Origin of the sequence: Sphingomonas sp. (genome assembly GCF_965200105.1) — a bacterium.
Classification (GTDB): Bacteria; Pseudomonadota; Alphaproteobacteria; order Sphingomonadales; family Sphingomonadaceae; genus Solisphingomonas.
This window is the reverse complement of record NZ_CBDATN010000002.1, coordinates 1155379-1180914: the sequence shown is the minus strand read 5'-3', so window position 1 is coordinate 1180914 and position 25536 is coordinate 1155379. Positions and strand designations below refer to the sequence as shown.

Annotated in this window: 23 protein-coding genes and 1 pseudogene; 13 read left to right on the top strand and 11 right to left on the bottom strand. The window is 66.6% G+C overall.

Features of this window, described 5'->3' with window-relative positions; all coding sequences use genetic code 11:
* Positions 1-5: 5 nt before the first annotated feature.
* Complete coding sequence (ppc, locus tag ACOFKX_RS07080) at positions 6-2684, bottom strand: phosphoenolpyruvate carboxylase (protein WP_419826332.1); 2679 nt, start codon at positions 2682-2684, stop codon at positions 6-8.
* 79 nt (positions 2685-2763) lie between these two features.
* Between ppc and ACOFKX_RS07075 the strand changes: the two genes are divergently transcribed.
* A complete protein-coding gene (locus ACOFKX_RS07075; RefSeq protein WP_419826331.1) occupies positions 2764-3699 on the top strand; it encodes an ATP-binding cassette domain-containing protein in 936 nt (311 codons plus the stop codon).
* Positions 3696-4457 (top strand): ABC transporter permease, encoded by a 762-nt coding sequence (locus ACOFKX_RS07070; RefSeq protein ID WP_419826330.1) that lies wholly within the window; start codon positions 3696-3698, stop codon positions 4455-4457. Before ACOFKX_RS07075 ends, ACOFKX_RS07070 begins: the two co-directional genes overlap by 4 nt.
* Before the next feature lie 7 nt (positions 4458-4464).
* Here the strand turns inward: ACOFKX_RS07070 and ACOFKX_RS07065 are convergent, their stop codons facing one another.
* The gene (locus ACOFKX_RS07065) at positions 4465-5031 is read right to left on the bottom strand and encodes an HNH endonuclease (RefSeq protein ID WP_419826329.1); all 567 of its coding nucleotides are present in this window, start codon (positions 5029-5031) and stop codon (positions 4465-4467) included.
* Positions 5032-5165: 134 nt separating this feature from the next.
* Here ACOFKX_RS07065 and gluQRS point away from each other — a divergent pair, with 134 nt between their 5' ends.
* The 6 genes from gluQRS to ACOFKX_RS07035 all read left to right on the top strand — a co-directional run bounded on the left by gluQRS (position 5166) and on the right by ACOFKX_RS07035 (position 9701).
* On the top strand, positions 5166-6068 hold the full coding sequence (gene gluQRS / locus ACOFKX_RS07060) for a tRNA glutamyl-Q(34) synthetase GluQRS (RefSeq protein ID WP_419826328.1): 903 nt from the start codon (positions 5166-5168) through the stop codon (positions 6066-6068).
* Positions 6065-6301 carry a hypothetical protein gene (locus ACOFKX_RS07055; RefSeq protein ID WP_419826327.1) on the top strand — a complete coding sequence of 79 codons (237 nt, stop codon included), beginning with the start codon at positions 6065-6067 and terminating at the stop codon, positions 6299-6301. Before gluQRS ends, ACOFKX_RS07055 begins: the two co-directional genes overlap by 4 nt.
* An 11-nt stretch (positions 6302-6312) precedes the next feature.
* A complete protein-coding gene (locus ACOFKX_RS07050; RefSeq protein ID WP_419826326.1) occupies positions 6313-6882 on the top strand; it encodes a cob(I)yrinic acid a,c-diamide adenosyltransferase in 570 nt (189 codons plus the stop codon).
* A gap of 57 nt (positions 6883-6939) precedes the next feature.
* Positions 6940-8226, top strand: a complete 1287-nt coding sequence (gene egtB / locus ACOFKX_RS07045) for an ergothioneine biosynthesis protein EgtB (RefSeq protein WP_419826325.1) — start codon at positions 6940-6942, stop codon at positions 8224-8226.
* Between the two features lie 38 nt (positions 8227-8264).
* Positions 8265-9179 (top strand): L-histidine N(alpha)-methyltransferase, encoded by a 915-nt coding sequence (gene egtD / locus ACOFKX_RS07040; protein WP_419827370.1) that lies wholly within the window; start codon positions 8265-8267, stop codon positions 9177-9179.
* A gap of 135 nt (positions 9180-9314) precedes the next feature.
* Positions 9315-9701, top strand: coding sequence for a hypothetical protein (locus ACOFKX_RS07035; protein WP_419826324.1), 387 nt, complete (start codon positions 9315-9317; stop codon positions 9699-9701).
* A 118-nt stretch (positions 9702-9819) separates the two neighbouring features.
* Here the strand turns inward: ACOFKX_RS07035 and ACOFKX_RS07030 are convergent, their stop codons facing one another.
* Both ACOFKX_RS07030 and ACOFKX_RS07025 read right to left on the bottom strand, forming a co-directional pair.
* On the bottom strand, positions 9820-10572 hold the full coding sequence (locus ACOFKX_RS07030; protein WP_419826323.1) for a nuclear transport factor 2 family protein: 753 nt from the start codon (positions 10570-10572) through the stop codon (positions 9820-9822).
* A gap of 11 nt (positions 10573-10583) precedes the next feature.
* Positions 10584-11048 (bottom strand): nuclear transport factor 2 family protein, encoded by a 465-nt coding sequence (locus ACOFKX_RS07025; RefSeq protein WP_419826322.1) that lies wholly within the window; start codon positions 11046-11048, stop codon positions 10584-10586.
* Between the two features lie 91 nt (positions 11049-11139).
* Here ACOFKX_RS07025 and ACOFKX_RS07020 point away from each other — a divergent pair, with 91 nt between their 5' ends.
* Positions 11140-11700 (top strand): nuclear transport factor 2 family protein, encoded by a 561-nt coding sequence (locus tag ACOFKX_RS07020; RefSeq protein WP_419826321.1) that lies wholly within the window; start codon positions 11140-11142, stop codon positions 11698-11700.
* Positions 11700-12317, top strand: coding sequence for a TetR/AcrR family transcriptional regulator (locus ACOFKX_RS07015; RefSeq protein WP_419826320.1), 618 nt, complete (start codon positions 11700-11702; stop codon positions 12315-12317). Before ACOFKX_RS07020 ends, ACOFKX_RS07015 begins: the two co-directional genes overlap by 1 nt.
* Before the next feature lie 195 nt (positions 12318-12512).
* Here the strand turns inward: ACOFKX_RS07015 and ACOFKX_RS07010 are convergent, their stop codons facing one another.
* The 3 genes and pseudogenes from ACOFKX_RS07010 to glf all read right to left on the bottom strand — a co-directional run bounded on the left by ACOFKX_RS07010 (position 12513) and on the right by glf (position 18903).
* Complete coding sequence (locus ACOFKX_RS07010) at positions 12513-15146, bottom strand: PAS domain S-box protein (RefSeq protein WP_419826319.1); 2634 nt, start codon at positions 15144-15146, stop codon at positions 12513-12515.
* Between the two features lie 43 nt (positions 15147-15189).
* A pseudogene (locus ACOFKX_RS07005) lies at positions 15190-16054 on the bottom strand (integrase core domain-containing protein).
* A gap of 611 nt (positions 16055-16665) precedes the next feature.
* Entirely contained in the window at positions 16666-18903 is a 2238-nt protein-coding gene (gene glf, locus ACOFKX_RS07000; RefSeq protein ID WP_419826318.1) for a UDP-galactopyranose mutase, read from the bottom strand.
* A gap of 311 nt (positions 18904-19214) precedes the next feature.
* On the opposite strand from glf, the gene ACOFKX_RS06995 reads away from it, so the two are divergent.
* A complete protein-coding gene (locus ACOFKX_RS06995; RefSeq protein ID WP_419826317.1) occupies positions 19215-21425 on the top strand; it encodes a sugar nucleotide-binding protein in 2211 nt (736 codons plus the stop codon).
* Positions 21426-21675: 250 nt separating this feature from the next.
* On the opposite strand, the gene ACOFKX_RS06990 is transcribed toward ACOFKX_RS06995, so the two are convergent.
* From ACOFKX_RS06990 to ACOFKX_RS06975, 4 genes are all read right to left on the bottom strand, one after another.
* Positions 21676-22119 (bottom strand): ATP-binding protein, encoded by a 444-nt coding sequence (locus ACOFKX_RS06990; RefSeq protein ID WP_419826316.1) that lies wholly within the window; start codon positions 22117-22119, stop codon positions 21676-21678.
* Positions 22076-22276: a hypothetical protein gene (locus ACOFKX_RS06985; RefSeq protein WP_419827369.1), complete on the bottom strand. Its 201-nt coding sequence runs from the start codon at positions 22274-22276 to the stop codon at positions 22076-22078. Before ACOFKX_RS06985 ends, ACOFKX_RS06990 begins: the two co-directional genes overlap by 44 nt.
* Before the next feature lie 116 nt (positions 22277-22392).
* The gene (locus tag ACOFKX_RS06980) at positions 22393-23166 is read right to left on the bottom strand and encodes a Crp/Fnr family transcriptional regulator (protein WP_419826315.1); all 774 of its coding nucleotides are present in this window, start codon (positions 23164-23166) and stop codon (positions 22393-22395) included.
* Between the two features lie 5 nt (positions 23167-23171).
* Positions 23172-23336, bottom strand: a complete 165-nt coding sequence (locus tag ACOFKX_RS06975) for a hypothetical protein (RefSeq protein ID WP_419826314.1) — start codon at positions 23334-23336, stop codon at positions 23172-23174.
* 347 nt (positions 23337-23683) lie between these two features.
* Here ACOFKX_RS06975 and ACOFKX_RS06970 point away from each other — a divergent pair, with 347 nt between their 5' ends.
* Positions 23684-24460, top strand: a complete 777-nt coding sequence (locus ACOFKX_RS06970) for a Crp/Fnr family transcriptional regulator (RefSeq protein WP_419826313.1) — start codon at positions 23684-23686, stop codon at positions 24458-24460.
* A gap of 213 nt (positions 24461-24673) precedes the next feature.
* Positions 24674-25450: a Crp/Fnr family transcriptional regulator gene (locus ACOFKX_RS06965; RefSeq protein ID WP_419826312.1), complete on the top strand. Its 777-nt coding sequence runs from the start codon at positions 24674-24676 to the stop codon at positions 25448-25450.
* Positions 25451-25536: the final 86 nt, after the last annotated feature.

The following is a 25536-nucleotide window of genomic DNA, read 5'->3' as shown; positions in this document are numbered from 1 at the left end:
TTGGTCTACCCGCTGTTCCGTAACGCCGTCGCGATCGCGTTGATCGAGAGTTCGATGCCCTCGCGGATGCGGGGATCGTCCTCGCCGGCGCGATGGCGCTTGAGAAGCTCGACCTGGAGGAGGTTGAGCGGCTCGATATAGGGCAAGCGCAGTCGGATCGACGCGTCGAGCGCCGGGTTGCGCTCCAGCAGTTGCGTCTGCCTCGTCACGGCGAGCAGCCCATCGTGCGCGCGCTGCCAGCCGTCGCGGATGCGGCCGAAGGTGGCCGCGCCATGCTCGTGATCTTCGACCAACGCCAGATAATGCTCGGCGATCGCCAGGTCCGACTTGGCGAGCACCTGCTCCATGTTGGCGAGCGTGGTGGCGAGGAATGGCCAAGCCTCGTGCATCTCGCGCAGCAGCCCGATGTCGGTACGGCTCAGCGCGTGACCGACGCCGTACCAGCCCGGCAGCATGATCCGCGCCTGCGCCCAGGAGAACACCCACGGAATCGCGCGCAGATCCTCGATGCGATCGGACTTGGTGCGGCTTGCCGGGCGTGAGCCGATCTTCAGGCCGGCGATCTCGGGCAGCGGCGTGATCTGTCGGAAGAAGGTGCGGAAGCGATCGTTGCCGTAGACGAGGTCGCGATAGGCGGCGAAGGCATCCGCGCTGATCGCACCCATCGCGGCGGCGAAGCGGGCATGGTCGGCATCCGAGAGCGTTGGCGCCTCCAGGCTCGCGAGCAGCGTCGCCGATGCCATCGCCTCCAGGTTGGCGGCCGCGCTCTCGGGCGTGCCGTACTTGGCCGCGATCACCTCGCCCTGTTCGGTGATGCGGATGCGGCCCTGCACGGTGCCCGGCGGCTGTGCGCGGATCGCCGCGAAGGACGAGCCGCCGCCGCGCCCCACCGCACCGCCGCGCCCATGGAAGAGCTGCATGGCGACGCCGGCTTCGGCGAACACCGGCGCCAGCGCGCGGCTCGCCTGGTGGAGCGACCAGACCGAGGTGAGGTAACCGCCGTCCTTGTTGGAGTCCGAGTAGCCGACCATCACCTCCTGGTGTCCGCGCGCCCCCGCCAAAGCGGCGATCTCCGGCAGCGCGAACCAGTCGCGCATGATCTCCGGCGCGCGTTCCAGGTCGCCGATCGTCTCAAACAGCGGCACCGCCATGATCGCGGCGTCGAGCGCTCCGCCGTCCGTGCCCGGCCGGTAAAGCCCCGCTTCCTTCAGCAGGATATGCACCTCCAGCATGTCCGACACGCTGTCGGCCTTGGAGATGTTGTAGATGCGGAGGCAGGCCGGGCCGTAGCGCGCATGCGCCTCCGCCGCCGCCTGCACGATCGCGAGCTCGGATCGCGTCTCGTCGGAGTAGCGCCCCCAGGCGCTTGACAGCGGGCGCGCGCTGGCGAGTTCGCGGCGGAGCAGCGCGACGCGGGCTTCCTCGCCGAGCGCGCGATAGTCCGCCTCCACGCCCGCCGCCGCCAGCAACTCGGCGACCACGCGCTCGTGGACGTCGGCGTTCTGGCGCAGGTCGAGCGTGGCGAGATGAAAGCCGAACGTGTCCACCGCCCGGACGATGCGCGACAGCGCGCCCCCTGACGCCATCGCGCCCCCTGGCGCGCCGATCGACTGCGCAATAACAACTAGATCGCGGCGGAAGGCGGCGGGATCGGCATAGGGCTCGCCCGCGATCCGGGCGGGGTGGGGCGGGCGATGCCCGACGATCTCCTCGTAGGTGGCGGCAAGCCGCGCATAGATGCCGGTGAGCGCGCGCCGATACGGCTCGTCGTCTCGGGTGTGGCTTTCGTCGCGCGCGTTCTCGGCGAGCGCCGCCAGGCCCTCGCTCACCACCGCCTGCTCGGTCGACACCGACAGCTCCGCGCCGAGCGCGTGGACCTGATCGAGGTAGGAGGCGAGCACCGCCTCCGCCGATCGCGCGAGCGTGAGCCGTAGCGTGTCGGCGGCGACGTTAGGATTGCCGTCGCGATCGCCGCCGATCCAGTTCCCAACCGTCACGAAGGAAGGCACCCGCCGCCCCACGGCGCGATCCCAACGCGCGTAGAGCGCGGGCAGCGCGGGCAGGAACACGTCGCGCAGGTAGGCGAGCGCTGTATCAATCTCGTCGGCGACGTAGAGTCGCTCGCGCCGGAGCGCGCGCGTCTGCCACAGCAGCGCGATCTGCCGCGCGATCGCATCCTCAACGAGGTCGCCGTCCGCCGTCTCGGCGGCGCCCGTGTCGCGCATCGCCATCAGCTCGGCGATGCGGTTGCGGTGATCGATGACGCTCTTGCGGCGGACTTCGGTGGGGTGCGCGGTGAGCACCGGTACCACCAGCGCGCGGTCGAGCAGCGCCGCGACGCGATCGGCGTCGATACCTTGCCGGGCCAGCGTCGCGAGCGCGTGCGCGACGTCGGCCTGCGGCTCGGCGGCGACGCCCTGCCGATCCTCGGCGAGGTTGGCGAGCATCGAGAACAGGCCGAATCCGCGCACGAAGGCGAGCGCGTCGTCGAGCCCGAGCGCGTCGAGCCCGCTGTCCACCCCATTCGGCTCGACCAGTCCACGCGCGCGATCGACCGAAGCCGAGCGGATATACTCGATCCTGCGGAACAGCGCCTCGCCGCCATAGGCGCGGATGACGTCGCCAAGCAGGCGCCCAAGAAAGCGGATATCGGCGGTCTGGGTGAGCTGCGGCGTCTCGATCATGCCGCCATGCTGCGACGCACAAGCGGGCTTGGCAAGGCGAGCATTGCGGGTGACGCCGCCCGGCCTATGTTCGCCGGCAATGCGCGAGGCAGCCCCCATCCTGTCGATCCGGGGCGTGGCCAAGCGCTACAAGTCGGGAACCGAGGCGCTGAAGCCCGTGGATCTCGATATCCGGCGCGGCGAGATCTTCGCGCTGCTCGGCCCGAACGGCGCCGGCAAGACGACGCTGATCTCGATGATCTGCGGATCGGTGCGGATGAGCGCGGGCACCGTGATCGCAGACGGCCACGATACGGTACGCGACTATCGCGCCGCGCGCGCGAAGATCGGGCTGGTGCCGCAGGAGCTTAGCATCGACATCTTCGAGCGTGTCGAGGATGTCGTGGCATTCAGCCGCGGGCTGTTCGGCCAGCCGCGCGATCCCGCGCGGATCGAGGCGGTGCTGCGGTCGCTGTCGCTGTGGGACAAGCGCCAGGCGAAGCTGCTGGAGCTTTCGGGCGGCATGAAGCGGCGCGTGCTGATCGCCAAGGCGCTGGCCCACGATCCGACCATCCTGTTCCTCGACGAGCCGACCGCCGGCGTCGACGTGGGGCTCAGGCGCGACATGTGGGCGCTGGTTCGGCAACTGCGCGACGATGGCGTCACCATCATCCTCACCACCCACTATATCGAGGAGGCGGAGGAGATGGCGGATCGCATCGGCGTCATTGATCGCGGCGAGCTCAAGCTCGTCGAGGACAAGGACGTGCTGATGCGCCGGCTGGGCAAGCAGACGCTGACGCTGGAGCTGGAGCGTCCGATCGAGCGGCTGCCCGACGGCCTGGAGGTCGACGGGCTCGGACTGGACGATAACGGCTGCCGCATCCGCTACGTCACCGGCGGCGGGGCGGAGGCGTTGTCCGTGCCCGAGCTGATCCGCAGGCTCGATCGGGCCGGCGTCGCGATCCGCACGATTGACACGCGGCGCTCGACGCTGGAGGACATCTTCGTCGAACTGACCGGGGGCAGGGCGTGAACCGCGCCGGCATCGCCGCCATCTATCGCTACGAGATGGCGCGCTGGCTCCGCACGCTGGGCCAGAGCCTCGCCACACCGGTCATCACCACTTCGCTCTACTTCGTGGTGTTCGGGGCGGCGATCGGCGGGCGGATGCAGCCGATCGATGGCGTGCCCTACGGCGCCTTCATCGTGCCCGGCCTCGTGCTGCTGTCGGTGATGACGGAGAGCGTGTCCAACGCGTCCTTGGCAATCTATCTGCCGAAATTTGCGGGCACGATCGGGGAAATACTGTCCGCACCGATGAACGCGTTTGAACTGCTGATCGGCTATGTCGGCGCGGCGGTGACGAAGTCGGTGATCGTGGGCTCGCTGACGTTGCTGGTGGCACGCGCCTTCGTGCCGTTCGGGGTGATACATCCGGGCTGGATGGTGGCGTTCCTGCTGCTGATCGCGGTCAGCTTCTCGATGTTCGGCTTCATCGTCGGGCTGATCGCGCAGAGCTTCGAGCAGTTGCAGGTGGTGCCGCTGCTGGTGCTGTCACCCTTGGGGTTCCTCGGCGGCAGCTTCTACGCGCTGTCGATGTTGCCCGAGCCGTGGCGGACGATCGCCTACTTCAACCCCGTCGCCTATCTGCTGTCGGGCTTCCGCTGGGCCTTCTACGAGACGAGCGACATCGGCATCGGCGTGAGCCTCGGCGCGACCTTCCTGTTCGCAGGCGCTTGCCTGGCCTTCCTGACGTGGGTGTTCAGGACGGGATGGCGGCTGAAGCCCTAAGCGGCGCTCACGCCTCCAGCGGTACGTCCCAGTAGAGCCAGTCGCGCCAGCTCTCGTGGAGGTAGTTGGGCGGGAAGCGCCGGCCGTTCTCCTGCAAGGCCCAGCTCGTCGGGCGCGCAGGCGGGCTTGCCAGCATCATGCGCGCCTGGCGCGGCGTGCGGCCGCCCTTCCTGAGGTTACACGGCGCGCAGGCGGTGGCGACATTCTCCCACGTCGTGCGCCCACCTTGCGCGCGCGGCACGACGTGATCGAAGGTGAGATCGTGCCGACAACCGCAATATTGGCAGGAGAAGTTGTCGCGCAGGAACAGGTTGAAGCGCGTGAAGGCGGGCCAGGCCGACGGCCTCACGAACTGGCGCAGCGCGATCACCGAGGGCAGCTTCATCGTCGCAGACGGCGAGTGGACCTCTCGTTCGTAGCTGGCGACGATGTCGACACGTTCGAGGAACACCGCCTTGATCGCCGTTTGCCATGGCCACAGCGACAGCGGGTAATAGGACAGCGGCGTGTAGTCCGCGTTGAGGACGAGTGTGGGGCAGCTCTCGGGATGTCGGATGAGATCAGGATGATACATGGAACGGCAGTGCCTCCGCTGACCCGAGCGGACGCCCCACGCCTGTCCCTGTCGCACCCAGGGACGCTTGCACCGGGGCGGCGCTCGCGTCTCCGTCTGACGTCGCCCCGATGCCCGACCGGCGTGACGGAAGCATGACAGCATCTTACGCCCCGCCTGGTCAAGTCGTGACGCGCTTCGCGCCGAGCCCGACGGGGCGCCTGCACCTGGGCCATGCCGCGTCTGCGCTGCGCGCCCACGATTATGCGCGGGCACGGGGTGGACGCTTCCTGCTGCGCATCGAAGACATCGATCCCGGTCGGTCTCGCGACGCGTTCGTGGCGGGGATCGAGGAGGATCTCCGCTGGCTGGGCCTGGTTCCCGACGGGCCGGTGTGGCGGCAATCGACGCGGATGGACGTCTATGCGGAGGCGCGGGAGCGACTGCGCGGATCAGGCCTTCTCTACGCCTGCTTCTGCACGCGCGCCGACATCGCTGCGGCGGCCACGGCGCCACATGGCCCCGAGGGGATCGTCTATCCGGGCACCTGCCGCGCGTTGCCGGCGGAGGAGGTCACGCGGCGCCTGCGCGATGGCTGTCCGCATGCCTGGCGGCTCGCCGTCGACCGGGCATCCGGAAGCGCCGGCCCGCTGACCTGGCATGACGAGCATGTCGGCACAATCCGCTGCGATCCGAAGCTCTTCGGCGACGTCGTTCTCGCACGCAAGGAGGTGCCGACGTCCTATCATCTCGCCGTCACCGTCGACGATGCCGCGCAAGGGGTGACCGACGTGGTGCGCGGTCGCGACCTGTTCGAGGCGACCCACGTCCACCGTCTGCTCCAGGCGCTGCTCGGCCTGCCGACCCCGCGCTACCGTCACCACCCATTGACGCTCGACGCCGACGGCCGGAGGCTCGCCAAGCGTCACGGCGCCCCTGCGCTGGCGGCGCTCCGCGAGGGCGGGGGGGACGCGGAAACGATCCTTGTTGCCCTGCGCGCCGATATCGCGCGCTCCTGCTCGCCATCGGGTGACCGGGCCACTATATCTGCGCTATGACCACGATCCTCTCCATCCTCGTCGTCCTCTTCGCGATCGGTGCGCTCGCGGCGCTCGTGCGGGGCGTCATCGTCTTCATCCGGACGACCGACGCCGAGTTGCGCTCGAACACGGTCGGGCCGTCGCAGTCGAGCCTCAAGCAGAACAAGATGATGTGGCGGCGCATCCAGTTCCAGGCGCTGGCGGTGATCGGCGCGGTGCTGCTGCTGATGCTGGCGCACCCGCACGCCTGACGCGGTGACCCATGGTCAAGCTCAACCGCATCTACACGCGCACCGGCGACTCCGGGACAACCGGGCTGTCGGATGGTTCGCGGGCACCCAAGGACGATCCTCGCATAGAGGCGATCGGCGACGTCGACGAGGCGAACAGCGCGATCGGCGTCGCGCGCCTCCACGCGGCGGGCGAGGCCGACGCGATGCTCGCCCGCATCCAGAACGAGATGTTCGATCTCGGTGCCGATCTCGCCACGCCGGGCAACGATTTCGCCCCTTCGGCCATGGCGTTGCGGATCGTGCCCGCGCAGGTCGGCCGGCTGGAGTGCGAGATCGACGCGATGAACGAGGGGCTGGCGCCGCTCTCCTCTTTCATCCTGCCGGGCGGCTCGGCGGCGGCCGCGCACCTCCATGTGGCGCGTGCCGTCACGAGGCGGGCGGAGCGGCGCGCGGTGGCGGCGTCGCGCGCCGGAGCCGCGCTCAACCCGGCGGCGCTCGCCTATTTGAACCGGCTGTCGGACCATCTCTTCACGCTCTGCCGGATACTGAACGACGGTGGCGCGCGCGATGTGCTGTGGAGGCCGGGCGCGACCCGTTAGGTTTGTGGCTGCAACCCGGGCGCGCCCGGCGACGTTCTGGTGGCGAGAGGGGAAGACATGGCCGGGACGATCGAGGCGTATGCGCCAGCGGGCGGGCCCCGCCTGGCCGATCTGGCGCGCTTCCAGAAGGTCCGCGCGCTGAGCCTCGCGCTCGCCGCCGACCTGTCCGACGCCGATGCGAGCGCGCAATCGATGCCGGACGCGTCGCCCGCTAAGTGGCACCTCGCGCACACGAGCTGGTTCTTCGAGACCTTCGTGCTGCGCGATCACGTGCCCGGCTACGTGGCGCACGATTCCGCCTGGGCCTTCCTGTTCAACAGCTACTACGAGGCCGAGGGAGATCGCATCGCGCGCGCCGAGCGGGGAATGCTCACCCGGCCCTCGCTCGATCATGTCCGCGCCTACCGCGCCCATGTCGATGCGGCGCTCGCTGCGGCGTGGCCGACGCTGCCCGAGCCCGCGCGCGTGCTGGTCGAGCTTGGCTGCCACCACGAGGAACAGCATCAGGAGCTGCTGCTCACCGACCTGCTTCACCTCTTCTCCCGCAACCCTCTGGCGCCCGCCGCCTGGCCGGCGCGGCTGCGCTTCGCGTGTCCCCAGCCCGGCCCGATCCGGTGGATCGAGGGCGGAACGGGCGAGGCGCGGATCGGCCACGCCGGTGGCGGCTTCGCCTTCGACTGCGAGGGGCCGGAGCATGGCGTTTGGCTGCACCCCCACGCGCTCGCCGATCGCCTCGTCACCAACGCGGAGTGGCGCGCCTTCATCGACGACGGCGGCTACCGAACCGCCGGCCTGTGGCTATCGGACGGCTGGGCCTGGGTGCGGAGCGAAGGTGTCGAGGCGCCCGCCTACTGGCGGCGCGACGAGGCGGCCGAATTCTCGATGCGCTTCGCGCTCGACGGGCTGGGCAAGATCGATCCCGCCTCGCCTGTCCGTCACGTCAGCTACTATGAGGCGGACGCCTACGCGCGCTGGGCGGGCGCGCGGCTACCCACCGAGGCCGAGTGGGAGACGGCGGCGGCCGGGCTCGATCCCGCCGCCGGCACCTTCCTTGACGGCGCCGGCGCGATCGGGACGCTGCCGGCGCCCGAGGGCGAGGGGCTCCGGCAGATGTTCGGCGACGCGTGGGAGTGGACGGCGTCCGCCTACCTGGCGCATCCCGGCTTCCGCGCGGTGGAAGGCGCCGTGGGCGAGTATAACGGCAAGTTCATGTCGGGGCAGTTCGTGCTGAAGGGCGGCTCCTGCGCCACGCCGCGCGGCCATGCGCGCGCAAGCTACCGCAACTTCTTCTACCCGCACCAGCGCTGGCAGTTCACCGGCGTGCGGCTGGCGAAGGATCTGTGAGCGAGCGCCAAGGGGCCGACCCCCGCTTCCGAGCCGACATGCTCGCCGGCCTGCGTGCGCGGCCACGGGCGGTGCCGGCGCGATGGTTCTACGATCGGCGCGGCTCCGAGCTGTTCGAGGAGATCACGCGCCTCCCCGAATATTACCCGACGCGCACCGAGCGCGCGATTCTGGAGGCGCATGCCGGCGACGTCGCGCGACTGGCGGGGCCGGGCCGGGCGGTCGTCGAGTTCGGATCGGGATCGTCGGCCAAGACGCCGCTGCTGCTCGCCGCCGTGGCACCCGCCGCCTACGTGCCGATCGACATATCGGGCGAGTTCCTGCGCGAATCGTCGGAAGAGCTGGGCACACGCTTTCCCGGTCTTCCGGTGCTGCCCGTCGAGGCGGACTTCCTACGTCCGCTGGCGCTGCCGCAGGAAATCGACGCGCGGGAGCGGCTGGGCTTCTTCCCCGGTTCGACGATCGGCAACATGGGCGCGGTAGCCTCCGTCGACCTGTTGCGCGCGATGGCGGCGACGCTCGGATCGGGATCGATGCTGCTGATCGGGATCGACCGTGTGAAGGATCCCGCCACTTTGGTGGCCGCCTACGACGACGCGGCCGGGGTGACTGCGGCGTTCAACCTCAACCTGCTGGAGCGCGCCAATCGCGAGCTCGGCGGCGACGTGCCCGTCGATGCCTTCCGCCACGTCGCGATCTGGAACGACGAGGCGAGTCGGATCGAGATGCACCTGGAGGCGGTGCGCGACATTGCCTTCACGCTCGGCGGTGACGCGTTCGCGATGCTGGCGGGCGAGACGATCCACACCGAGAACAGCCACAAATATGGGCCGCGCGACGCGCGCCTGCTGCTCCGCTCCGCCGGCTGGGCGCCGCTCGCCGAGTGGACCGATCCCGACGATCGCTTCGCGCTAATCCTGGCTGAGGCGCGTACCGAGCCGGCGGCGCCCTGAGCCGTTCAACGTCGCTTCAGTCGTGCGCGTCAGGATGAACGGGAAAGCACAGGGAACGGCGATGCGCCTGTCCCGCCTCGTTCTACCCGTCGCGGCGATCGTCGCGCTGGTGCTGCCGCCTATGCCCAACGCCCGGTGACCCAAACTGCTGAATACCGCCTGCCCGACGGCGGCGTCGCGCGCGTGCGCTACGCCGGCGACGTGCCGCCGCGCCTGATCGTCGTGCCGGCGGGCGAACTCGCCGCCGCATCGCCCTTCGCGATGCTCGATCAGGTCGCCGCGATGATGAACGCGCGGGCCAATGCGATGTTCGCGCAGATCACCGATATCCAGCAAGCGGCGCCGCGCGGCGCCGTACCCGCCCGCGTGCCCGCCGGCGTCCAGTGCGCGGGCGTCTCGCCCAGGTTCCGCACCGTCTTCGAGAGCGTCTCCAGGAACGGCTGCACTGCCACCACAGCGTCGGGCGCGCCGGCCGCCAGCATGTTGAACTCGCCGCCGCCGCGAACCGGCATGATCGGGTAGGGCCGCGTCACCGTTGCCGGTGCCTCCAACTTCACGAACATAAGGCCGCTGGCAGGTACTACCGCGCCGAACGGTGGGTGCGGGCGTGCCGGCCCGGGGCTGATCGGCTGATCCGAACTCATCGGGCGCTCCCGACCGCGTCCCGGTAGTCGGGCGCGTTCCAGTAGAAGGGGCGGAACTCGACAATCCGCCCTTCGCGGACGCGCACGACCTGCGCCATGGGCGCGTTAATTGTCGAGCCGTTCACTCGCGAGCGGGTGACCAGCCGGCAGATGGCCACAGCCGTGTCGCCTGACGCTACCAACTGGCGGTCCTTCACCTCCAGCGCGTCGAACGCCTCGCTCATCTGGCGCGCCCAGTCCTCGTAGCCGGCATGGCCGTAGAACTCGCCGCCCCAGGGCAGGTCGGGCGACTGGTGCAGTACCACGTCCGGGGCGAGCGTCTCGGCCAGCGGCGCGAAGCTGGCGCCGCCTCGCGCGCCGCCCGCAGCCATGTAGTTGGCTTCCGCCGCATAAAAGCGCTCGAGCGCGGCGACGGGGGCGGAGTCCGCCGTAGCTTCGGCGCGGTCTGTGCGGAGCGGCTCGAACACCTTCATCTCGCGCGGCGCCCGCAGAAGTTCGGGCAGGCGCGCCTCGTAGCGGGCGCGGTAAGGCCGGCGCATCTGCACGGCAAAATAATCTGCCCGGTCGCGCCACGTCTCCTGGAGCATGAACAGCCCCGCATCGTCCGCGCTCCGGTGAAGCACGGTGTCCACGAAGGTCGGCTCGTGGCGCATTTGGTCGCTCACCTCGTAGACCAGAGCAAGGTACTCGGCCTCGCAGCCCGCCTTGATGGGCACGGTCGTCAGAAGGACGAAGGTGTCGTCCCTCATCACGCCCCCCTTCAAAGCCTGACCTCGCCACCGTCCGGATCGGGGTGGAACACCGCCTCGCCGCCGCTGCGAAAGGTGGCCGCCGTGCCGAAAGTGTCCTCCATGAACTGCATGTAGGTCACCCGCCCGCCGCTCATCCGTGCCAGGATAGCGAAGGGCGACGTCACCACCTTGGCAAGCGTGGTGGACCGGTAGGTAAAGCGGCCGAATACCGCCGCCCTGTCCTCGGATTCGAGGACGTCCTCGATCTCGAAACCCTCGTTGGTCCAGTAGCGTCCCACCCGGGCATAGGTGTCGACCACCGCCTGCGGCCCGCCCCGGCTGGTTCCGGCCCAAGGCATCAGCCGTTTCAGGTCGGGGTTGTCGTAAGCCAGCGATACGTAGGTGGCGTCGGGTGCCACGAGTTCGCTGACCGACTGCAGATCAGTAGGATTTTCCAGGATAGCGCGAACGATCTGCGCTGGTGTCTTGCTCATGCGCCCGTCTCCAAGCTGGACATATGGAACATACATTCTACATATACCGTGTCGACGGCAGCGCAAGCAGTCGGGCGCAGGAAGGTTTGCCATGACGCATGAAGACGGGATGCAGGCACGCCAGCGGATCGGCGTCGAGTGGTCGAAAAGCCGGCCGGACGCCGAGGGCGTGGACCTCGCGGTCGACCGAATGATCCCCATTCGGCAAGTGCTGGAGCGGTTCTACGCCGCGGAGGACGCCTACATGACAGCCGAGCGGCCCAAGTTCGCGCCCATCGCCGCCATTCTTCATTCCGAGTGCCTGCTCCGTCAGCCGGCGGCACTGCCCTATGGCGGCGAGTGGCGCGGCCATGCCGGCTTTGAACGGTGGATGAGGGCCTTTCGCGAGACTTGGTCGTCCCTGTCCGTCCAGAACGCCCGCATCTTCCAGGGAGAGGACGAGGCGGTGGTGTTCAGCCGCTCGCACGTGCAGGCGGTCGCGCGCGCCACGGGTCGGCGAGCCGACTGGCTGCTCCTGCAGCAGGTCGTGTTCCGCGATGGACTGATCCTGCGCCTGGAGCCGTTTCACTGGGACACTGCGGCGATCTTGCCCGCGCTGAGCGCGTCCGGCGCGGCACCGAACGCAGCGGCGCCATCCGAAAACGAGCCCTGATGGCGCGCACGGGACGCCCCCGCGGATTTAACCGGGACGCGGCGCTCGCCGGCGCCCTGAACGCGTTCTGGCGACACGGCTATCAGGCCGCCTCGCTGGAGCGCTTGCGCGAGGCGATGGGCGGGCTTTCCGCGGCGAGCTTTTACGCTGCCTTCGGGTCGAAGGAGGCGCTCTACCGGGAAGCGCTGGCGCGGTACGTCGCCACCCACGGGCGCGTGCTCGACGCATTGCGCGACGAGCGTCTCGCGCCGCGCGAGCGGATTGAGCGCGCGCTGCGGAGCTCGGTCCGCATGCAGACCGACCCATCCCATCCTGCCGGCTGTCTGGTCGCCTTGTCGGCGCTGCCGGGCGGGGCAGACGACAACGCCCTGAACGCACTAACCGCGGCCGAGCGCGCCGCCAACCGGGCTGCGATCGCCGCCTGCGTCCGCGCCGGGATCGAAGGCGGAGAGCTGCGGCCGGAAACCAACCCGACGGGACTGGCGACGCTGCTGGAAGCCTTGCTCCTGGGCGTCTCGACCCAGATCATCGACGGCGTCCCCGCCCGCGCTCTGGACGGCGCGATAACCGCGGCTTTAGTCGCGTGGGACAGTGCGCGTTCGCACCAATCGGTTTGACTGCTGGCCATGCCATCAATCCCTATGGTCGCTACGCGTCCAAATCCTGATCGACCGACCGGCACGCGAGCTGGCAACGTGCCTTGGGGATGCGGCCGATCGCCATTCCGTTTGCCGCACCTGAACAGATGGTCGGAGTTGAGGGCCAAGAGACCGTCGGGGATGGTCGGGATCCGGTTGCAACGGCTAGTGCCGTCACCTCCGTCCATCAGCGACTTTCCGGAGCACTCGCGACAGCTCCTCGATCGAGTAGGGCTTTTGCAGAAGTTCAAACCCGTGTGTGCCATCCTTGGCGAGGACAGTGCTGTAGCCGCTCGTGAGGATCACCGGCAGAGTCGGGTACTTGCGCTTGACCTCTCGACCCAGCTCTATGCCTGACATCCCCGGCATGACCACGTCGGAGAAGACGACGTCAAACCGCTCGCCGCCACCGCCTAGCTCCACCAGAGCACTCGGCCCGTCGACCGCGAGCACGGTATCGTAGCCCAGCTCTGACAGCGCCTGGGTCGCAAACGTGCCGACCTCGGCATTGTCCTCGACGACCAGAATGCAGGAGCCCTCGCCGATGCTGGGCGAACGACCAAGGTCGTCGTCGGCTTCGGCGCGGTCGGCCGGCACGGCGCGCGGCAGGTACAGCGTGAACGTCGCGCCGTGTCCCCGTGCGCTCTCGACAACGATGTCGCCGCCGGATTGCTTTGCGAAGCCGAACACCTGGGAAAGGCCGAGCCCCGTTCCCTGACCGACGCCTTTGGTGGTGAAGAAGGGTTCGAAGATGCGGTCGATCTGATCCTCGGCGATGCCGGTGCCCGTGTCGGTGATGCCGATGGTCACGAAGTCGCCCGGAACGGCCGGGTGAGCGCGCATCGCTGGCATCCCGGTCGCGTAGCCGACCCTGATCGTCAGGTCGCCTTCGCCGTTCATGGCGTCGCGCGCGTTCACCGCCATGTTGACAATCGCGGTGTCGAACTGGCTTCGGTCCGCGTTGATGAAGCAGGCGTACTCGGCGATCAGCGTCGCGATCCGGATCCGCGGTCCCGCCAGCGTGGCGACCATTTCGGTAACGGCGCGCACGCTCTCGCCCGCGTCGAACACCTCGGGCTTTAACGCCTGACGACGTGCGAAGGCGAGCAGCTGACTGGTCAGCTTGGTCGCGCGATCGGCGGTCTCGGCGATAGCGTTGATGTAGCGGGCACGTTTCTCGTCGGACAAACCTGGACGGCGCAGGAGGTCGACCGAACCGCGGATCACGGTCAGGAGGTTGTTGAAGTCATGTGCGACGCCGCCGGTCAGCTGGCCCACAGCTTCGACCTTCTGGCTCTGGCGCATGCGCTCCTCCGCCGCCAGCAGGGCGTCGTGCTGCACCTTCTCGTCGGTAACGTCGCGAGCGACGCAGTAGAGCATGCCTTCGGCGCTTACCGCGGTCCAGGAGAACCAGCGATAGCTGTCATCCTTTGCTCGGAACCGGTTTTCGAAACGAAGCGTCGTCGAGCCGGAGACGAGGTTGGCTATCTCATCTCGTGTCCGGTCGCGATCGTCGGGATGCTCCATCCACTTGGACGTGCGGCCGAGCAGTTCGTCCTCCGACCAGCCGAGGATGTCGGTCCAAGCCGGGCTGATCCGGATCCAGCGGCCCTGCTGGTCGGCTATCAGGAACGGATCGCGCGAGAGCTTCCACAACCGGTCGAGTTCGGTCGTCCTCGCCTCGACCTCCTCCTCCAGCCGCTCGTTCAGCGTCTTGAGCTGCGTCTCCGCCTTGCGGCGCGCGGTGATGTCGTTGAACAGGATCGCGACCCGGTGATCCGCCGGGTCGTCAATCCGATAGGCGTGGACGTCGTACCACCGTCCGAGTTCGGCCGCCTCGTTTTCGAAGCGGACCGGCTCGCCCGTCAGTGCAACGCGGCCATAGATGTCGAACCAGTGCTGCTCGTGGTCGGGCTTTAGGTCGCGCATCCACGCGCCTTCCGTTCCCGTCATGCCGGTCTGCTTCTCGAAAGCCCTGTTGAACTCGATGAAGCGGTAATCCTCGGCCTGGCCGGCTTCGTCGACCTTCAACTCGATAATGCAGAAACCGGCCTCGATCGTGTCGAATAGCGAGCGGTAGCGCGCTTCCCGGCTGTCCAGCTCGGCCGCCACCAACTCTTTCGCCGCAGCGTCCTCGGCCACTCGATGGGCGATGCCGCCGAACGTCGCCAGTTCCGACAGGGTGCGCGCGTCGCTGCCGTCGAACTGCTTACCTTCCTCGTGGTGGACGACCCACAGCGTCCCGACCGGCGCTCCGACATCGACGTACATCGGCACCATCAGCACCTCGCCGATTGGGCTCCCCGGCTCCAGCTCCAGATAAGCGCGCTCCGGCCGCGACATGAGAATCGGCTTGTTAAAGTCGAGCGCCATCCCGCACGGGCTGCTGGCACGAGGCATGGTGCTGCCGATGAAGGGTGCAAAGCGGCCGGTCAGGTCTCGCCAGCGGAAGACGCCGGGCTCGCCATCCTGCTCTTCCTCGACACTGATCCCGGCAGATTCGGCGCCGGTGAGCTCCTGAGCCAAGTCAACCAGCCTCGGCAGCACCGACTGAGGTGCCTCAACCATGCGGCGGGCAAGCTCGGCCAGCGCCGCGCGGTGCCGACGTGGGTCGGTGCCACGTTCGGGGCGCGTTTCGAGCTGGGCGCTGATGTCGATGTCGTCTTCAGTGAGCACGTTGTCTTCCGCAGGGCTTCCGAGCCCGCTCTGTAGCAGGCTGTCCGCGTCAAGGGCGAAAATACATGCAAGCTCGGCAAGCGACCGATTCGAAAAACGGGATAAACAGATGAGGTAGATGGCTTCGCTCACGGCATCGAGGTGCCAGGTGACGTGCTCCCCGAAGCTCTACCAGTCATAACTGGAGTTCGGGGTTGATATGGTGCCTCTCGGGGCGGTGTTGCACAACTCGCCTGGCAGCATCGGCGGGCGTCAGCCCGCCAACACCGCCATGCGGCCGCACATGGTTGTAGTCGTCGCGCCAGAGCCGCAGCGCCGAGCGGTCACGGCCGAGCGACACGAACAGCGTCTCGTTGAGGCATTCGTCGCGCAGACGGCCGTTGAAGCTCTCGACGTAGCCGTTCTGCTGCGGCTCGGTCCCTGCGGCAGCGTCATGGGCGCTCGCGTGCCCATCGCTCGCTTGCGGCCACGCCGGTGCCGCACCCGCAGGTTCTCCTCGCGGTAGAGCTGCAGCAGCTTCTCGTGGTTCATGACCAGCCCCTCGCGAGCCAGCATGATCCCCAGCCGCCGGTAGCCGAAGCGACGGCGTTCCGCCGCGTCTCGCGCAGCCGCGTCCGCAGGTCGCCATCATCACTACGCCGGGGCGCATAGCGCACCGACGTCCTGTACACGCTGAAGATGGTACAGGCCCGACGCTCGCTGATGCCGAACAGCCGCCGAGCATGTTCGACAGCCTTCCGCTCAGCGGCGAGCCTCACCAGTTTTTTTGCCGCAACTTCCTTCAGCACGGCGTTGTCGAGCATGGCGTCCGCCAGCGGCCGCTTCAGCCGGCCGTTCTCCTCCTCGAGCACCTTCAGCTTAGCCAAGCCTGCGACACGTCCATGCCGCCACACGTCCATGCCGCCATACTTGGCTTTCCACGCGTACAGCGTCGCGCTGCTGATCCCGTGCTTCCGGCGTACGTCGGCGGTCTTCATCCCGCCCTCCTGCTCCCGCAGCACCGCGATGACCTGCTCCTGGCTGAACCTGGCCTTCTTCACGTCCGTCTCCTCGCGAAGCCGGATTTAGGGTCAGACTGGCCGAGTTTCAGGGGAGCACGTCACTCCCGTAGCGAAATGCGTGGCGCTCGTCGCCGCTGCACGCCGGACTTGCGGGCGGACCGGCGCCTGATGGAAGTCGACGCGGACGCTCGCATGAGCAATCAGAACCTGTCAGTCGAGCGCTGCAGCGAGGTGACGGTCACCTGCAGGTACGATCCAGTCGAACTGGAGCGATGCATGGCAGGAACGCCGCTCTGAGCGCCGGCGTGCTCCGGTGATCGGTGAACTGCACCTCGGAGGCGACCTGGCAAGTGATGATTTCCTATTTGCAGCGGTTACCGAGACCCGGTGCCGTGTTCATGGCAGGGATCCCGGGTGCCGGCCGCACGGAGCATGGTACGGCGGGCAAGTAGATCGCCCGTCCGAACCAGTCGCATAGGGCATTTTCTCGATCTGACGGCGGGGCCTGCCACGGGAGTGAAAGAGATCGGCCCGACTCTCAGTTCGGGTCGGGCAACGACTGATGTATAAGCGTCCGCGTATTTGAGGTGAGCGCGCAGCAGAATCTCAAAACTTGCGCAGTCGGGTTGAAGCGCGAGCGCATATGACGATCAAGGCGCTGACTCGTGTTGCTGCGAACGCGCCGTCTGCGACATTTTCGGTTCCACTGCTTTACCCTCGTTCCGCAACTTGGCCGCCAGCCGGCGATAAGTGGACAATGCTTGTCCTACGACTTGATCCATATTGTAGTAGCGGTAGGTCGCGAGACGGCCAACGAAGGTGACATCGCTCTGGGCGATCGCAAGCGCCTCGTAACGCTTGAACAACGCCTGGTTCTCCGCCCGTGGGATCGGATAATAGGGATCCCCCTCCGCACTAGGAATCTCATAGGTGATGCTCGTTTGAGGCGCCTGCTGTCCTGTCAGATGCTTGTATTCAGTAACGCGGGTGTGCGGGACAGAGAGCGCGGGATAGTTGACCACAGCTGCGGGCTGGAACCACTCGGTATCGTGGGTCTCGTGTTGGAACTGCAGCGAGCGGTAGGGCAACTTGCCGTAGCGATAACCGAAATGCTCATCGATCGGTCCGGTGAAGACTAGGTGAGCGTGTGGATAGGCGCCGCGCGCTTCCTCGTAGTCGACGCCGAGCAGCACATCGATATTGGGGTGATCTAGCATCCGCTCGAACATACGCGTGTAGCCTTCCAGCGGCATCGCTTGGAACGTGTCGGTGAAGTAGCGGTCGTCCGTGTTCGTGCGCGTCGGCACGCGCGCAGTGACCGATTTGTCGAGTTCAGAGGGGTCCATTCCCCATTGCTTGCGAGTGTAACCTTGGAAGAAGGTCTCGTAAAGTTCGCGACCGACCTTGGAGATGACCACGTCCGCGCTGGTCCGGATCACATCGACCGGTTCGGCGCGACTCTCTAGATATGCTTCCGCCTCCTCGTCGCTCCGAAGGTCAATGTCGTAAAGCATGTTCAGCGTCGTGCGATTGATCGGCATCGGCACCAGTCGACCATCGACGTCCGCGAGGACGCGATGCTCGTAGGGGCGCCACTCGGTGAAGCGCGACAGATAATCGAAAACGTCCGCCGAATTGGTATGGAAGATGTGCGGCCCATATTGGTGCATCAGGATGCCCGCCTCGTCGTAGCGGTCGTAGGCGTTGCCCGCGATGTGCGGACGCCGGTCGACGACCAGCACCTTCTTGCCGGAGTCCACCGCCAACCGTTCGGCCATCACGGCACCTGCGAAACCGGCGCCTACTACCATGACGTCGTAGCGAACGGGGGCGGTCACCGGCCAGCTAGTTGGCGACACGATCGGCTGCACCTCGTTCTGTCGGGCGACAGCGGTGTCGATCAGGTCCGCCATCCGCTGGAACGTCCGGTCCCACGATCCTTCCGCGAGCACAGCATCGGCGGCATCGCGCCACGAGCCATCGGGACGCAGCGCCAGTGCCTCGTCGCATGCCGCGACGAAAGCTTCGGGAGTCGCGGCGATGCGCACGCCCTCCAACTCGCCGTAGCGGCGGACGACGTCAATGATGGGCGTGGACACAACCGGGCATCCCGCCGCAAGATACTCGGGGGTCTTGGTCGGGCTGATGAAGCGGGTCGCCTCGTTCATCGCGAATGGCATCAGCGCGACATCCCAGCCGCTCATATAGGCGGGAAGCTCGTCGTAGCGCTTGGCTCCCAGATAGTGGATGTTGGGCCGCTTCGGCAGATCGCCGGTGGGGATCTTCACGACCGGTCCGACCATCACCACCGACCAGTTCGGATGCGCGTCGGCGAGAGCTGCGAGCAACTCCAAGTCCATACGCTCGTCGATCACGCCGCAGTAACCTAGCCTGGGCGCGGCGAGATTTGCCTGGTCGACCGGGGCCGCTCCTGCCTCGCGGGCCACGGCGAAATGGGCAACGTCAATGCTGGAAGGAAAGAGATAGGTCGCCGGGTGGCGGTCGCGCTTGGCCTCGAACAGGCTCTCGCCCCCGGCAAACACTAGGTCCGCCTGCTCGATCAGGCAGGTTTCCAGTTCGAGGAGCCTCGGCGGAGCGCCCCTGAACGCCGAGAGTTCGTCCATTGAATCGTACACGACGGACGCCGCCGGCACGCTGCGCGAGAACGGCAGCATCATGGGCGTGTAATACCAACGCACGAACGGTCCGATCTCGCCGGCCAAGTAGGAGGTCAGCAGTTCCTCTATCGCAGCATCGAGCCCAGCCCCGCGGGTGCCCGCCGGGATCACTGGAGTGATGACGACCACGCCCGTGCTGGGGCACGAGGCGATCTCGAGCCGTGCCGCAACTCCGTCATCGGCAAAGCGCGGCTCTTCCCAGAACAGCACGCGGCACCTTTGCGCGAACCGTGCCATGAGGTGCTGCGGCCGTTGCCATACGAAACTCCATCGCAGATGGCTGAAGCACAGGATCGTCGGTTTCGCGTAGGGCGGCGTATGGATTGGGCGTGCTGACATGATCCCGCCTCCCTGTCAGATGAACAGAATGAACCGGCTAAACCGCGCCCAGTTCCAGTAACGCGGCGCGCGTTAATGAAAAAACATGCCGTTATCTATGTTAGCGTGTAGGGGCGCAACCAACTTGCGGGCCGCTCTGTTCAGCCCGGGATTGTGGATTTCTCGGTTGAGGAGGCGGATCATTGCGCGACCTCGAACTGTGGGGCGGTCCCGAATGCACCCTCAATCGGATCGGCGGTGGCTACCGCGACCAATTCGCCGCGTTGGAGCATTACCGACGCAATGGAGACCTGGACCTGTTCGCCGAGCTGGGCCTGGCCGCGATCCGATATCCGGTGCTCTGGGAGGGGATCGCTCCCGAACATCCGGATCATTGCGATTGGACTTGGCCGGACCGACAGTTAGGGCGCCTGGCCGCCACCGACATGCGTGTCATCGCCGGGCTGGTCCATCACGGCGGCGGACCGCAGTACACCAATCTGCTCGATCCCGGTTTCGCCACCGGCCTCGCCGCCTTCGGGGAGCGGGTCGCCGCGCGCTACCCCTGGATCGGTGATTGGACGCCGGTCAACGAACCGGTGACCACCGCGCGCTTCTCGGCGCTCTACGGTTACTGGCATCCTCATCATCGCAGCGAAGCGTCGTTCTGGCTTGCGCTGATCAACCAGGTCGACGGCGTCCGCCTCGCCATGCATGCGATCAGGCGCATCAACCCGTGCGCGCGGCTGATCCAGACCGACGACCTCGGCCGAACCTACGCCACTGTCGCGATGCGCGATCAAGCAGCTTTCGACAACGTGCGGCGCTGGATGAGCTGGGACCTGCTTTGCGGTAAGGTGGATTCCGCTCACCCCTTCTGGGATCGTCTTGCCGCACATGGGTTGGCGGACCGCCTGCGCGCCATCGCCGACGATCCCTGTCCACCTGACATCATCGGCGTGAACCATTACCTGACCAGCGACCGGTTCCTCGACCACCGCCTCGTCCGCTATCCCGCCGCGATCCATGGTGGAAACAGTCGATTGCGCTATGCCGATACGGAAGCGGTGCGTGTGCTCCAGCCGCCGCCGGCGGGGCTGGCCGGGGCCGTGTGCGAGGCGTGGGACCGTTACGGCATTCCCGTCGCGATCACCGAGGTGCATAACGGCTGCACCCGCGACGAGCAGATGCGCTGGATGGCAGGCGCCTGGGATACTGCCACCGCCCTGCGCCAGGACGGCGTCGCGGTGGAGGCGGTCACTGCCTGGTCATTGCTCGGCAGCGAGGGCTGGAACACGCTGCTGCGCGACGACGGGTGCTATGAGGTCGGCGCGTACGATATCGGCGGTGGTGTCCCACGGCCCACCGCGATGGTGCCGCTGCTTCAAGGCCTGCCCCGAGCGGCGAAGCGGCACCCGGTGCTGGCGGGCGCGGGGTGGTGGGAGCGTTCGATCCGGCTGCTCCACCCGCGGGTCTCGCGTCCCGCACCGGTGCGCGCCCATGCCGGGGGAACCGAGCCTCCCGCTCTGCGCGCAACCCCGCCTCTGCTGATCTGCGGCGCCACGGGGACGCTGGGCCGGGCGCTGGCGCGCGCCTGCGTGCATCGCGCAATCCCCCATGTGCTGAGCGCCCGCGCCAATCTCGATCTGGAGGGCGAGGCGAGCATCGCCGCCGCGCTCGACCGGTGCAAGCCATGGGCGGTTATCAACGCCGCGGGCTGGGTGCGCGTCGACGCCGCGGAGGATCTGGAAGTAGCCTGTCGGCGCGTAAACACGCTCGGCGCGGTTGCTTTAGCGCAAGCCTGTGCGGAACGCGAAATTCCTTGTGTCCAGTTCTCCAGTGACCTAGTGTTCGATGGCGCGGCGGCGCGCGCCTATGTCGAGGACGACAGGCCCACGCCGCTCAACGCTTACGGTCGCAGCAAGGCGGCGATGGAGCGTGGCATCGCCGATCTTCCAGGCGCGCACCTAATTATCCGCACCGCCGCCTTCTTCTCGCCCGACGACGATCATAATTTCGCCGTCGTGGTGGCGCGAGCGCTGCAAGAAGGCAGGACGTTCACCGCAGCCGGTGACCAGATCGTATCCCCCAGCTACGTTCCGCATCTCGTCGATCGCGTTCTCGACCTGCTGATCGATGGCGAAATCGGCATCTGGCACTTGGCCAATCGAAATGCGGTGAGCTGGGCGGAGTTTGCCCGGCGGGTCGCCTCGGCGTGCCGGTTGAACGAGCGCCTCGTGATCGATGTACCTGCAGCCGAGCTGGCGCTGCCGGCCCCTCGGCCACCCTGCGTGCCCCTTGCAAGTATACGAGGTTTCGATCTCGGTCCCTTGGACGCCGGGATAGAGCATTTCGCCGAGCGATTGGCCTCGGGAGGCCGCTTGCCAGTGCGATCAGGCTTCGCACCGGCGTGAACATCGCTATGCCGCTCCCAAGCAGAACACCCCGCTCAGGGCTGCCGATGCGCAGTCTTTCAAGTAAAGCCATATTGTTGGCGGCGATACAAAATCTACTGCAATCAGCGCGTGTAACCCGAATGTGGCGAGCGCGGTTATTTCCGCAAAAAGGCCCAACCAGACACTCGCGGGTCGCTTTGAGTTTGCCAGCTACGGACACTGATTTATGTGGCTGCGAGGTTGCATCAGCGGCACTGGTCCTCACGCCTCACGCCAGCGCTTCTCGGAACCAGCTCAGTCCTTGCATCAGCTTCCCCACTGCGGATGGCTCGGGCTGTCCGTAATCGCTTGCGACAGGCACTCGCAGCTCGAACGCTTTGGACCCCGGCTGCGGGGGGATGAACAGCCCGCCGATCGACGCCACAAGCCGCCTCGACAGTCCCAAGCGAAGGCCATCGCCGCTATCCGTCGCGTCAGGAAACGGAAGCCCGTCATCATCGACGATAATGATCACGGCGCGACCGCTGTTCCTGTCGATAGCCACGCGAATGTGGCCGGACTTACCCTCTTCGAACGCGTGCTTGATCGCGTTCGTGGCTAGTTCGTTGCCTACCAGCGCGAGAGTGGTGATTTGCGTGGCGGACAGTTGTAACTGTCCTGCAGCGAAATCAGTATCGATCGTGGCTCCGCCTGCGCCTGTAGCGCTTAGCACACCTGCCGCACAGCCGCCCGAGGGTCGGCGGCCGGTCCCGGTTCGTCGCGCTACGTGCTTGCGCGACAATGGCGACGCGCTCCATGGCATCGGTAAGCGCCTGGCGCACTTCCGGGAACGCAGCACGCCTGCTCTGAAGCTCCAAGAGACTGACCACGAGTTGCAGGTCGTTGCTGCACCGATGGTTCGTCTCACTAAGCAATAGGTTGTCGTCCTGGGTGGACTGACGAAGGCTAGGGGTTACTGAGACGCCGCTCGCCACGTTGCCCGCTCCTATGCCAGCAGCGTTTCTGTAGGTGCGTCGACATGCAGGTAACCGGGATCGAACCCGCCGATCTGACGAAGGCCTGCGACGTCCGGCAGGGTCACCGTCCGTGTGGCGGTTACCACCATGCCTTCGGTGCGGAGTTGCTGCATCGTGCGATTGACATGAACCGAGGTCAGTCCCAGCGCATCGGCCAGCTGTTCCTGCGTCAACGGACAAGCAAAGCTGCTTTCATTCTCCTCTTGCGCGCCGAGGCGGACGCTCAATTCGCACAGCAGGTGCGCGAGCCGTTCCTTGGCCGATCGGCGGCCGAGAGAGAGCGCCCATTTGCTAAGTATGGCGTTCTCAACCAGCGCCAACCACGTGAACGTACGGGCGATACCAGGCTGCTGGGCAGCGAGCCCTAGCGCGCTGTCGCGCGGTAAAGTCAACATTGTCGCTTGAGTGAGCGTCCGGACGCCATAATCGAGTCGGTCAAACATCAGTGAGTCGAGGTTGCCTACGTCACCCGGCACCAGCAGCGCCGAAATTTGACGGGCGCCGTCTCGGGTTGTCGTATACCGACATGCCCATCCGTCGATGACGATGAACAGACTGTCCGCGCGCTCACCCTCGCGGACCAGATCAACATTTGATCCCACCGATCGCGCGGGCGATGCCGCGACCTCAAGCGCCTGCTGTTCCTCGCGCGAAAGGAAGCGAGAGTTCCACAGGCGGGTCGCTGTGAGCCGCGACGTCGAGCGGAGCGCGCGATGCGTCGCCGAGATCTTGGGTTGCTGCACCTCGATTAGGCCAGTTCTGCCGTGACGAGATCGAGCGAGGCGAGCCTGTCCAGATATGCCTTGGCAAGCTCGCGATGTGCCGTCGCTGCGCATGGCTGCGTTGCCTGTTGGGCACGTACGATCTCCATCTCAGCCCGATGCTGAAGATAAGATCTGTCATCCTTGAACATGAGGGCTCTCCCGGAAACAACGGTTCGGAACTGATACATATCGCGTCCCCCCCCCCCCCCCCCGGAAGGTGCCGACCGGGAACTGTTGGATGCACAACATTCACCAACCCATGTCTCTGACGCGAGATGAACACGGATCAGCCCGCGAGCACGCCTCGAGCGAGGGACTTGTGTGGATCGGTGGCTGACCATGTCGCCTGCCGCGAGTGCCCCATTGTGCAACACACAGAGCGCGTGGTGGTCAAATCGCTGTCGACCCCCTATACTGCTCTCATCGCTCGCCGACATGCAGGGCGCGAGCGGCTGGAAGATGCATTGCGCTTTCGCCCCAGGTTGCGGGGGCGATCATGTCGCAGCCAGATCAGCTTCAGACGACCAATGCGCTGCTCCAGGCGCTCTCAGACGACGATCGCGCGCTCCTCGCGCCGCATCTGACCCGCGTCGATCTCATGCGCGGGCAAGTGCTGGTGCAACCGTACGAGCCGGTCGCCCATGTCTACTTCCCCGAAGGCGGGGTCGTCTCGATCGTATCGGTAATGAAGCATGGCGGCCGCATCGAGGCCGGTATTTTTGGGCGCGACGGGGTTTCGGCCACCTTCCTGCTTCTGGGAGCCGATCGCTGCCCGCACGAGAGCTTCGTGCAGGTGGATCACTCGACTGCCTTGCGGATCGACGCGGATCACTATCTCGCTGCCGTTGGGCAGAGTGAAAGCCTGCGCATGCTGCTGTTACGGTATGTCCAGACGGTGCTCGTCCAGTCAGCCCAGAGCATGGCCACCAACGCCAATCAGCGCGTCGAGGCGCGGCTCGCCCGCTGGCTCTTGATGTGTCACGACCGCATCGATGGCGATGAGATAGCGCTGACGCATGAGTTCATGGGCATGATGATCTCGGCCGAGCGTAGCGGCGTCACGGTTACGCTTCACATTCTCGAAGGCGTGGGCATGATCCGTTCGCAGCGGGGCCGCGTCATCATCCGCGACCGCGACAAGCTGGAGGAGCTTGCCGGGGACAGCTATGGCATGCCCGAAGCTGAGTACCGCCGACTGGTCGGACCGATCGGACGAAGGTCTGTGGTGCTTCCATTCCGAGGTCAGGTCGACAGTTCGCATCGAAGGGTTTGAACAAGCGGCGCTGATTTCTCAGGCGGCCGGCAAGCTCTGGAAGCTGATCTCCATCCATGCAGGACCACCCAGGCAGGTGGCTTTTGTGGGATAGCACACTGAGCCTTTGATCGCTGATCCGCAGAGCTATGGTACCGCGACTGTTCGCTGACAACCAGGGCGCGGACGGCTGGAAGATGCGTCGCGCTTTCGCCTGAAGAATGTGGGGCGAAGATGTCGCAGCCGAATGATCGTTACACTGCCAACATGCTGCTGAGCACGCTTTCGGCCGCCGATCTAGACCTGCTCAAGCCGCATCTGGCGCGCGTGCCGCTGGCGCGCGAGCAAGTCCTGGTCGTGCCGAACCAGCCGATCGAGCACGTCTACTTTCCCGAGGGCGGCATCGCCTCGATCGTGTCGGTGATGGCGCAGAGCGGGCGCACCGAGGCCGGCATCTTCGGTCGCGAAGGAGTATCGGCCACAGGCCTCCTGCTCGGCACCGACCGCTCGCCCCACGAAAGCTTCGTGCAGGTTGGCCCTTCGACCGCCTTGCGCATCGATACGGATCGCTACCTCGCGGCCATCCGGCAGAGCGAAAGCCTGCGCGCGATGCTGCTGCGCTACGTTCAGACGGTGATCGTCCAGTCCGCGCAGAGCACGGCGACCAATGCCACCCACCGGGTGGAGAGCCGGCTCTCCCGGTGGCTGCTGATGTGCCACGACCGCATCGACGGCGAAGAGATCGCGCTGACGCATGAGTTCATGGGCATGATGATCTCGGCCGATCGCAGCGGTGTCACCGTCACCCTGCACATCCTGGAAGGTGCCGGCATGATCCGTTCGAAGCGAGGCCGCGTCATCATCCTCAATCGCGAAAAGCTCGAAGAGCTGGCGGGGGACAGCTATGGCGTTCCGGAAGCCGAGTATCGCAAGTTGATCGGGCCGCTCGGACGATCGTCGTTCCAGCAAACCGTTGACGGTGAGGAGGATCAATTCCGCCAGCAGCCTTGAACCGCCTCGCGAGAAATGCGGCGCTCCTGCTGATCGGGAGCCTGATCCACAGCCTCCTGATAACGGCGCCCTGACCGAGGCACAAG

Excerpts from the sequence above, each read along its gene's own strand:
- ppc (WP_419826332.1), bottom strand. The coding sequence starts at position 2,684 with ATGATCGAGACGCCGCAGCTCACCCAGACCGCCGATATCCGCTTTCTT.
- ACOFKX_RS07075 (WP_419826331.1), top strand. The coding sequence starts at position 2,764 with ATGCGCGAGGCAGCCCCCATCCTGTCGATCCGGGGCGTGGCCAAGCGC.
- ACOFKX_RS07065 (WP_419826329.1), bottom strand. The coding sequence starts at position 5,031 with ATGTATCATCCTGATCTCATCCGACATCCCGAGAGCTGCCCCACACTC.
- gluQRS (WP_419826328.1), top strand. The coding sequence starts at position 5,166 with ATGACAGCATCTTACGCCCCGCCTGGTCAAGTCGTGACGCGCTTCGCG.
- ACOFKX_RS07055 (WP_419826327.1), top strand. The coding sequence starts at position 6,065 with ATGACCACGATCCTCTCCATCCTCGTCGTCCTCTTCGCGATCGGTGCG.
- ACOFKX_RS07050 (WP_419826326.1), top strand. The coding sequence starts at position 6,313 with ATGGTCAAGCTCAACCGCATCTACACGCGCACCGGCGACTCCGGGACA.
- egtB (WP_419826325.1), top strand. The coding sequence starts at position 6,940 with ATGGCCGGGACGATCGAGGCGTATGCGCCAGCGGGCGGGCCCCGCCTG.
- egtD (WP_419827370.1), top strand. The coding sequence starts at position 8,265 with ATGCTCGCCGGCCTGCGTGCGCGGCCACGGGCGGTGCCGGCGCGATGG.
- ACOFKX_RS07030 (WP_419826323.1), bottom strand. The coding sequence starts at position 10,572 with ATGAGGGACGACACCTTCGTCCTTCTGACGACCGTGCCCATCAAGGCG.
- ACOFKX_RS07025 (WP_419826322.1), bottom strand. The coding sequence starts at position 11,048 with ATGAGCAAGACACCAGCGCAGATCGTTCGCGCTATCCTGGAAAATCCT.
- ACOFKX_RS07020 (WP_419826321.1), top strand. The coding sequence starts at position 11,140 with ATGACGCATGAAGACGGGATGCAGGCACGCCAGCGGATCGGCGTCGAG.
- ACOFKX_RS07015 (WP_419826320.1), top strand. The coding sequence starts at position 11,700 with ATGGCGCGCACGGGACGCCCCCGCGGATTTAACCGGGACGCGGCGCTC.
- ACOFKX_RS06975 (WP_419826314.1), bottom strand. The coding sequence starts at position 23,336 with ATGTTCAAGGATGACAGATCTTATCTTCAGCATCGGGCTGAGATGGAG.
- ACOFKX_RS06970 (WP_419826313.1), top strand. The coding sequence starts at position 23,684 with ATGTCGCAGCCAGATCAGCTTCAGACGACCAATGCGCTGCTCCAGGCG.
- ACOFKX_RS06965 (WP_419826312.1), top strand. The coding sequence starts at position 24,674 with ATGTCGCAGCCGAATGATCGTTACACTGCCAACATGCTGCTGAGCACG.